The sequence below is a fragment of the Sphingomonas molluscorum genome (assembly GCF_039522995.1).
GTDB classification, from domain to species: Bacteria; Pseudomonadota; Alphaproteobacteria; order Sphingomonadales; family Sphingomonadaceae; genus Sphingomonas; species Sphingomonas molluscorum.
Genome location: NZ_BAAAEL010000014.1, coordinates 1 through 8,046 on the forward strand (window position 1 = coordinate 1; position 8,046 = coordinate 8,046).

At 69.0% G+C, this 8,046-nt stretch carries 8 protein-coding genes; 3 read left to right on the forward strand and 5 right to left on the reverse strand.

What is annotated here, in order from left to right:
* From ABDZ92_RS14260 to ABDZ92_RS14270, 3 genes are all read right to left on the reverse strand, one after another.
* On the reverse strand, positions 1 to 413 hold a 413-nt coding region (locus tag ABDZ92_RS14260; RefSeq protein WP_343763552.1), incomplete at its 3' end, for an electron transfer flavoprotein subunit beta/FixA family protein.
* Between the two features lie 404 nt (positions 414 to 817).
* Positions 818 to 2,020 (reverse strand): ADP-forming succinate--CoA ligase subunit beta, encoded by a 1,203-nt coding sequence (gene sucC, locus ABDZ92_RS14265; protein WP_125962514.1) that lies wholly within the window; start codon positions 2,018 to 2,020, stop codon positions 818 to 820.
* Between the two features lie 123 nt (positions 2,021 to 2,143).
* Positions 2,144 to 2,458 (reverse strand): hypothetical protein, encoded by a 315-nt coding sequence (locus tag ABDZ92_RS14270; RefSeq protein WP_125962513.1) that lies wholly within the window; start codon positions 2,456 to 2,458, stop codon positions 2,144 to 2,146.
* Positions 2,459 to 2,480: 22 nt separating this feature from the next.
* On the opposite strand from ABDZ92_RS14270, the gene ABDZ92_RS14275 reads away from it, so the two are divergent.
* Both ABDZ92_RS14275 and ABDZ92_RS14280 read left to right on the forward strand, forming a co-directional pair.
* Positions 2,481 to 3,011 carry a sterol desaturase family protein gene (locus tag ABDZ92_RS14275; RefSeq protein ID WP_125962515.1) on the forward strand — a complete coding sequence of 177 codons (531 nt, stop codon included), beginning with the start codon at positions 2,481 to 2,483 and terminating at the stop codon, positions 3,009 to 3,011.
* Positions 3,008 to 3,406, forward strand: coding sequence for a hypothetical protein (locus tag ABDZ92_RS14280; RefSeq protein ID WP_125962512.1), 399 nt, complete (start codon positions 3,008 to 3,010; stop codon positions 3,404 to 3,406). The genes ABDZ92_RS14275 and ABDZ92_RS14280 overlap by 4 nt, the downstream gene beginning before the upstream one ends.
* A gap of 108 nt (positions 3,407 to 3,514) precedes the next feature.
* Here the strand turns inward: ABDZ92_RS14280 and ABDZ92_RS14285 are convergent, their stop codons facing one another.
* The gene (locus tag ABDZ92_RS14285; RefSeq protein WP_125962511.1) at positions 3,515 to 4,450 is read right to left on the reverse strand and encodes a ribose-phosphate pyrophosphokinase; all 936 of its coding nucleotides are present in this window, start codon (positions 4,448 to 4,450) and stop codon (positions 3,515 to 3,517) included.
* A 168-nt stretch (positions 4,451 to 4,618) separates the two neighbouring features.
* Here ABDZ92_RS14285 and ABDZ92_RS14290 point away from each other — a divergent pair, with 168 nt between their 5' ends.
* Positions 4,619 to 6,976 carry a hypothetical protein gene (locus ABDZ92_RS14290; protein ID WP_125962510.1) on the forward strand — a complete coding sequence of 786 codons (2,358 nt, stop codon included), beginning with the start codon at positions 4,619 to 4,621 and terminating at the stop codon, positions 6,974 to 6,976.
* 178 nt (positions 6,977 to 7,154) lie between these two features.
* Here the strand turns inward: ABDZ92_RS14290 and ABDZ92_RS14295 are convergent, their stop codons facing one another.
* Positions 7,155 to 7,904, reverse strand: a complete 750-nt coding sequence (locus tag ABDZ92_RS14295) for a Crp/Fnr family transcriptional regulator (RefSeq protein WP_125962509.1) — start codon at positions 7,902 to 7,904, stop codon at positions 7,155 to 7,157.
* Positions 7,905 to 8,046: the final 142 nt, after the last annotated feature.

An 8,046-nucleotide genomic window follows, 5' to 3' on the forward strand; every position in this document is an offset into this window, starting at 1 on the left:
CCCCAACCGAGCAGGGCTGCGAGCATCTGGCCGGTCTGGTTGTTGTCGTCGTCGATCGCCTGCTTGCCCAGGATCACCAGCTGCGGCTGCTCCTCTTCCACCACCTTGGCCAGCAGCTTGGCGACGCCGAGCGGCTCGGGACGCACGTCCGCGGTGATGAGGATCGCGCGGTCGGCACCCATCGCGAGCGCGGTGCGCAGCGTGTCCTGCGCCTTGGGCTCGCCGATCGAGACCACGACCACCTCGGTGGCGACGCCCTTTTCCTTCAGGCGGATGGCTTCCTCGACGGCGATCTCGTCGAACGGGTTCATGCTCATCTTGACGTTGGCCAGGTCGACGCCCGACCCGTCCGCCTTCACCCGCGGCTTCACATTATAGTCAAGCACCCGCTTGACCGGCACCAACAGCTTCATGTGTTTCTCTCCGTGAACGGAAATGCCGGGGACCCTATAGCAAGGGGCCCGCCGCGGCCATGGTTCGAGGCGGTGCCCCGGTCCTTGGCCGGGGCGGGCCCCGAGAATTGGTCGAGCTTGCGGGACGGGTGCGAAATGCACGCGCCTTCCGCGAAATCCTCCGTATCCCTGCGAAGGCAGGGATCCAGGGTCCGGCAGAGCAACCGCTGGGGGCTCTTGGAACCCTGGGCTCCTGCCTGCGCAGGAGCACGGGAGGTGGGCGTGGCGCCCTTTTGCAGCCGCTTTCCCAACTGGGCCCCGGCCTTCGCCGGGGTACTAGGTCTGTCCCGGGGCGGCCGGCTGTTTCCGCTTAGCTCAGCCTAAACTTCCGCGCCCCCGCCGCGTGGGCGGGAGCGCCTAGTGGATCAGGCGGCGACCTTCTTCACCTCGGCCACGATCTTCTTGGCGGCGTCGCCCAGGTCGTTGGCGGGGACGATGGCGAGGCCGGAGTTGGCGAGGATTTCCTTGCCCTTCTCGACGTTGGTGCCTTCGAGACGGACGACGAGCGGAACCTGCAGGTTCACTTCCTTCGCCGCGGCGACGATGCCGTCTGCGATGATGTCGCAGCGCATGATGCCGCCGAAGATGTTGACCAGGATGCCCTTCACCGACGGATCGGACAGGATGATCTTGAACGCGGCCGTCACCTTCTCCTTGTTGGCGCCGCCGCCGACGTCGAGGAAGTTGGCCGGGAACATGCCGTTGAGCTTGATGATGTCCATCGTGGCCATCGCCAGGCCGGCGCCGTTCACCATGCAGCCGATGTCACCGTCGAGCTTGATGTAGGCGAGGTCGTACTTCGACGCCTCGAGCTCCATCGGATCCTCTTCGGTCTCGTCGCGCAGCTCGGCGATGTCCTTGTGGCGGAACATCGCGTTCGAGTCGAAGCCGACCTTGGCGTCGAGCACCAGGATGTTGCCCTGCTCGGTCAGTGCCAGCGGGTTGATCTCGATCTGCGAGGCGTCGGTGGTCTCGAACGCCTTGTAGAGCGCGGCTGCGACCTTAGCGGCCTGCTTGGCCTGGTCGCCGCTCAGCTCGAGCGCGGCTGCGACCGAACGGCCGTGGTGCGGCATGAAGCCGGTCGCCGGATCGACGTCAAAGGTGTGGATTTTCTCGGGGGTCGAGTGGGCGACCTCCTCGATGTCCATGCCGCCCTCGGTCGACACGACAAAGGCGATGCGGCCGGTCGCGCGATCGACCAGCAGCGCCAGGTAGAATTCCTTGGCGATGTCGGCACCGTCGGTGATGTACAGGCGGTTGACCTGCTTGCCGGCGTCGCCGGTCTGGATCGTCACCAGCGTGTTGCCGAGCATGTCGGCAGCGTGTGCGCGGACTTCGTCGAGGCTGAAGGCGAGGCGGACGCCGCCCTTTGCGTCAGGGCCGAGTTCCTTGAACTTGCCCTTGCCGCGGCCACCGGCGTGGATCTGCGACTTGACGACATAGAGCGGCCCGGGGAGGCGGCCTGCGGCCTCGACGGCCTCGTCCACGGTGAAGGCGGCATAGCCGGCGGCGATCGGCGCGCCGAACTTCGCGAGGAGTTCCTTGGCCTGATATTCGTGAATGTTCATGGAGAAGTTCCTGCCTCGCATGGTTCGAGAAACGGAAAAATTCCGGCAGCCTTAAGCACAGCGCGTGCGGTAAATCCACCCCTGAACACCATTGATGCGATTGCGAAGCGGTCGCAATAAAGATCAGCCCGCCAGGCCCGTCGCACAGAGAGCGGCGGAACTGGTTGTGACGCCCAGGATTTCCGGATCACCTAGGGCGCGAACCTCGCGGAGGAAGTCCGGCAGCGACCGGGCGTCGCGGGCGTGCGGCAGGTCGCCGAGGCGGCGAAGCTGGGCGAGGCTGAGGCGATCGACCATGCGCTCCGCCATGCAGCCGGAGACGCGCGGCGACAGCCCGGCACGCTCGAGGCCGGTGCGCACCCGTGCTTCGGGCAGGGCGCAGCCCGCCAGCGCCGCCGAGGCGGCGACCAGCGTCCATCCAAGTCTCGCACTCATCATGGTGCATCGCTATATCGCGGCCATGCACTGGGCAATCGGCATCGCGCTGTTCATCGGCACCGTGGCTGGCATGGAGCTGTTCGCCTATGCCGCGCACCGCTGGCTGATGCACGGGCCGGGCTGGTTCCTGCATGCGAGCCACCATCGCCCGCGCACCGGCGCGTTCGAGTGGAACGACCTCTATGCCGCGATCTTCGCGGTGCCGTCGTTCGTGCTGATCCTGGGCGGGGTGCAGCTGGGCTGGTGGCCGGGCTGGGCGTGGATCGGGACGGGGATCGCCGCTTATGGCGCGATCTATTTCGGCTTTCACGACGTGATCGTGCACAAGCGGGTGCCGCACCGCTACCTGCCGCGTTCGGCCTATATGAAGCGGATCATGCAGGCGCATCGGCTCCACCATGCGGTGGGCACCAAGGAGGGCACGGTGAGCTTCGGCTTCCTGTGGGCACCCAAGCCCGAGGCGCTGAAGGCAGAGCTGCGGCGGCGCGGCAATGCGGGGGCGCGCCAGCCGGGCGATCCGCGCAACGCGCCGCTGACCGAGGATCACGCGTGAGCATGGCCGACCGGCTCGGCCGCTTCGCGATGCTGGTGCTGAGCGGACTTTCGACGCTCGCGCTGATCGGGGCGCTGGCGACGCTGTCGCGCGGGCCGACGTTGCCGCCGGGTTCCCTCGTGAGCCGGCCGGTGCCGCCCGACGGCATCCCACCCGTCGATCCGCGGCAGGACAGCTTTGCCGGCGTGGAGCCGACGCCGATGGGCAAGGTGACGCCCGAGGTCGCACAGGCGATCGCGCAGCGCGAGTCGGCAGCGGCCGACAGCCGCATCGCCGACTCGCTGGAGACGCTGGCCTATGCGGTGCTGGCGCTGGCGGGCTTTGCCGCGGCGGGGCTGCTGGTGCTGCTGCGGATCACGACGCTGATGGCGCGGATCGCCGAGCGGGAACGGTAGGCGAACCTGTGCTCCTGCGGAGGCAGGAGCACAGAGCCAGGAACGGTGTCGCTTGGTACCCTGGGCTCCTGCCTGCGCAGGAGCACGGGAAGGAGGGCTGCCCCCCGATCAGTTGAACAGGCTGGAGACCGAGGCTTCCTCGGCGATGCGGCGGATCGCTTCGGCGATCAGCGGGGCGATCGTCATGTGGCGGATCTTTTCGGCCCCGGCGATCACGTCGTGGTTGCCGATCGAGTCGGTGATGACGAGTTCGGTGAGCGCCGAATTCTCGACGCGCGAGACCGCGCCGCCCGACAGCACGCCATGGGTACAATAGGCGACCACGCCCTCGGCGCCCGCGGCCTTCAGCGCGCCGGCGGCGTTGCACAGCGTGCCGGCCGAGTCGACGATGTCGTCCACCAGCACGCAGAAGCGGCCGCGCACGTCGCCGATGATGTTCATGACTTCCGACTCGCCCGGCTTCTCGCGGCGCTTGTCGACGATCGCGAGGGGGGCGTTGCCCAGGCGCTTGGCGAGCGCGCGGGCGCGCACCACGCCGCCGACGTCAGGCGAGACCACCATCAGGTTGTGCTCGCCATAGCGGGTGGCGACGTCCGCCGACATGACGGGCGCGGCGAACAGATTGTCGGTCGGGATGTCGAAGAAGCCCTGGATCTGCCCGGCGTGGAGATCGACCGACAGGACGCGGTCGGCACCCGCCACCGTCACCAGGTTCGCGACCAGCTTGGCCGAGATCGGCGTGCGCGGGCCGGGCTTCCGGTCCTGGCGCGCATAGCCGAAATAGGGGAGCACCGCCGTGATCCGCCGTGCCGACGCGCGGCGCAGCGCGTCGATCATGATCAGCAGTTCCATGAGGTTGTCGTTGGCGGGGTAGGAGGTCGACTGGAGGACGAACACGTCCTCGCCGCGGACATTCTCCAGCACCTCGACGAAGATCTCCTCGTCGGCGAAGCGGCGGACGCTCGCGCGGGTGAGGGGGATCTCCAGATAGCCTGCGATCGCCTGCGCGAGAGGAAGATTGGAGTTGCCCGCGAGGAGTTTCATGTCCGACTTTCGTTGCCCACCGATGCGGCCGTCCTTAGGCACCGTGACGGTTTAGTGAAAGAGGGATGCGGCGGCGAGAGGACCAATCTGGTACCGGACGTGCCCTAAAATCGACACCGGGCGGCGGCACGGCAGCGGTGCCGAGGATCATCGGGAGTGGCGTTGCGCATGAGATTCCAGCGGTTCGGAGCGTTTCTGGCGGCGGCGGCGATGGTGCTGCCGGCCGCGGTGCAGGCCGAAAGCCAGCAGTTCGACCTGCCCGGCCCGGCCCTGCGCATGTCGGTGACCCGCGGTGGCGCCACCCTGCCGATCGCCAAGGTGCCGAGCATCGCCGCGGGCGACCGCATCAAGATCGCGGCCGAGCTGCCCGGGAGCCAGGGCGTGCGCTACCTGCTGGTCGCCGCCTTCCTGCGCGGCGCCACCAACCCGCCGCCCAAGCGCTGGTTCTTCAAGGCGGAAAGCTGGGAGCGCAAGAAGGGCAGCCTGGACCTGGAGGTGCCCAAGGGCGCCGAGCAGCTGGTGCTGTTCGTGGTGCCGGAGACGGGCGGCGGCTTCGACGCGGTGGTGGACACGGTGCAGCGCCAGCCCGGCGCCTTTGTGCGCGCCTCGATCGAGCTTTCCCAGGCCTCGCGCGACCGGGCGCGGCTGGACCTGTTCCTGGACGGCATCCAGGATGCCGAGCGCAACCGCCCGGCCGAGATCCCGGCGCGTACCGAGCAGCTGACCCGCGCGCTTTCCATCAAGGTGCGCGACGAGTGCCTGCAACAGCCGGTCGAGCAGCGCGCCGCCTGCATGGGGCAGAGCGAGAACACGCTGCTGCTGACCGACGGCACCCGCACCTCGCTGGCCGAGACGCTGGTGGGGGCGCCGACCGACCTGGCGCTCCAGATCGCCGCCACGCCCGAGGGCGGGTACGGCTATTACAGCCCCTACATCGGCGTGGTGCGCGACGTGGCGCGGCTGTTCGGCGCGTTCCAGACGACGCGCTTCACCTATATCCCAGCGCTGGCGCAGCTCGACGGCGAGCGTGCGGGGCTGCTGCTCAACACCGCGCCCTCCTTTGCCAGCCCCAAGTCGGTGATGGTCGTCGGCCTGCCGCCGGTGCGGCCGGTCGATCCGCCGCTGCTGCGGGCCGGTGCCGACCAGGTGCTGTGCGCGCCGCCGGGCGAGCTGGTGCTGCCGGTGACGGGCGCGCCGCTGGTCTATGCGACCGACTATGCCCACGCCATGGCGCTGCGGGTAAAGGGCCCCAACGGCGCCACCGTCGACCTGCCGGCGCGCGCGGACGCGCTGCGCGGCGGCTATGTGGTCGCGGCCAATCTGCTGGCGGGGCAGAAGGAGCCGGTGGAGGCGCAGCTGCACGGCAACTGGGGCTTTGCCCCGATGGACGGGCCGAGCTTCCGCCTGCAGCCGCCCCGGGGCGGCTGGCGGATCGCGGGCGAGGGCGCGGGCGTGGTCGTCGGCCGCGATAATGCGCTGACGCTGGAGGGCGGTGCCGCCGCCTGCGTCTCCCGCCTCTCGCTGCGCGATGCGTCGGGGGCGGTGCAGGAGGTCGCGTGGAAGGCCGCGGGTGACGGCAGCATCGCCGCCACCCTGCCGCTCGCCAAGGCCAGGCCCGGCAAGATGACGCTGCTGGTCGAGCAGCAGGGCGTCGCCCAGCCGGAGAGCATCGCGATCGCGGCGCTGGCCGAGGCGAGCCGGATCGACCGCCTGCGCTTCCACGCCGGCGATGCCGAGGCGACGCTCTATGGCGCGCGGCTGGAGAAGGTGACGCGCCTGACCGTCGGCGATGCGGTGTTCGAGCCCGCCGACCTCGGCCGCGAGGGCAAGGCCGACCGGCTGGTGCTGCGCGCGGCCGCGCCGGTGGCGGCGCCGGCCGCGGGCCAGCCGTTCCAGGCAAAGGCGGTGCTGGCGGACGGGCGCAGCCTGTCGATCGACGGCACGGTCGAGGCGCAGCGGCCGATGGCGGCGGTGGTGAGCCGCACCGTCGCGCGCGGCGGCAGCGAGGGGCTAGCGATCCGCATCGAGGGCGACACGGTGATCCCCAACGACGCGCGGCTGACCTTTGCGCTGAAGGGGCAGGGCTCGACCCGCTTTTCCGGCACCGAGAGGGTGGAGGTCGCGACCGAGGACGGCCGCGCGACCACGCTGCTGCCCGTGAAGCTCCAGGACGCGACGATCGCGATCGCGAGCATCGCCCCGGCCGAGGCGCTGGGCGGCTCTGCCTATGGCCCGCTGCGCTATCGCGTGGTGCAGGGCGAGGCGTCCGGCCCCTGGGCGCCGCTCGGCACCCTTGTCCGGCTCCCGCGGATCGCGGGCGTGGCGTGCGCGGACGGTCAGGAGCGCTGCACCCTGACCGGCAGCGACCTGTTCCTGCTGGACGCGGTGGCGAGCGATCGCGGCTTCGCCCAGCCGGTGCGCGTGCCGGAGGGGTTCACCGGCACGAGCCTGGCAGTGCCCAAGGCCACGCCGCTGTACCTGCAGCTGCGCGATGATCGCACGGCGGTGGCTAGCGTGGGGAAGTGAGAGGCCGGGGGCGGGTCGGGGCGACGTGTTCGTCGATGCCGATGCGCCAGGACTCACCCGTCCGTGGCTGGAATCGTGCCCCTGAAGCTGCGCCGCCTGCATCGTACGCCGATGGCGCAGGGTTATTACTCCGCGGGGGCGGGGGGCGGCCACTACCGCTACCCGGTTATCGCAAGGCTCAGGCGCCAACCACCACCCGAGGTCCATCCTTGCCGAACGGGCCGATCAATTTGCGGTACTCGGCTTCAGGGCGCCCATAGCCCTCGCCTGCCAGTTCTTCGAGCTTCTGGCGATCGAGGATAAGAACCCGCCCACGCGTGGACCGGATCATGCCCGCACCTTCCAGCACGTGCAGTGACACCGTCACCCCCGATCGCTCGGCTGCGATCATCATCGCCATGAATTCGTGCGTCAGCGCGATCTCGTCGCTGTCGCTGCGATCATGGCACATCAGCAGCCAGCGGGCGAGCCGGGCTTCGATGCGTTGATGGGCATTCGAAATGGCACTGTCGGCGGTCTGGATGATGAAGGTCTGGACGTAGCGGAGCAGCGTTGTCCGCAAGGCGGCGCTCTGGCCTATGGCCGCCATGAAATGCGATGCCTCCATGCGTAGCCCGGTAGCCCCGTCGACCTGGATCAGGATCTTGTGCGGCGAGGTGTCCGCGCCAAGCAGCAGCGGTGTACCGACGAACCCCTCCCGGCCAAAGATGCCGACTTCCGTGGGACCAGAGTCAATCTTGTGCGCCACGACGGAGCCGACGCCGCCCTCTGGGAACCAGACGTGTTCGATCGGCTGATCAGGGTGAACCAGTACGAGCTCCCGATGCAGTTTCTGGCGCGTCAGGGACGGCTTGAGCAATGCCAGGTCTTCGGACGACAGTGCGCCGAGTAGCAAGTTGCTGGTGTAACGATCTTTTGGATGCGACATGCGCGCGCGCCTCGTCTGGGGGCGAAAGCGCAAATGTCCTCCGGCCGCTCGCGCCCTAAATGTTGGCGAGCGATGGCTTAGGGTCAGGACCCATTGATGTGAGCGTCGCGATCTGATTCAGGCTCCGCAAGGAGACCGGGAT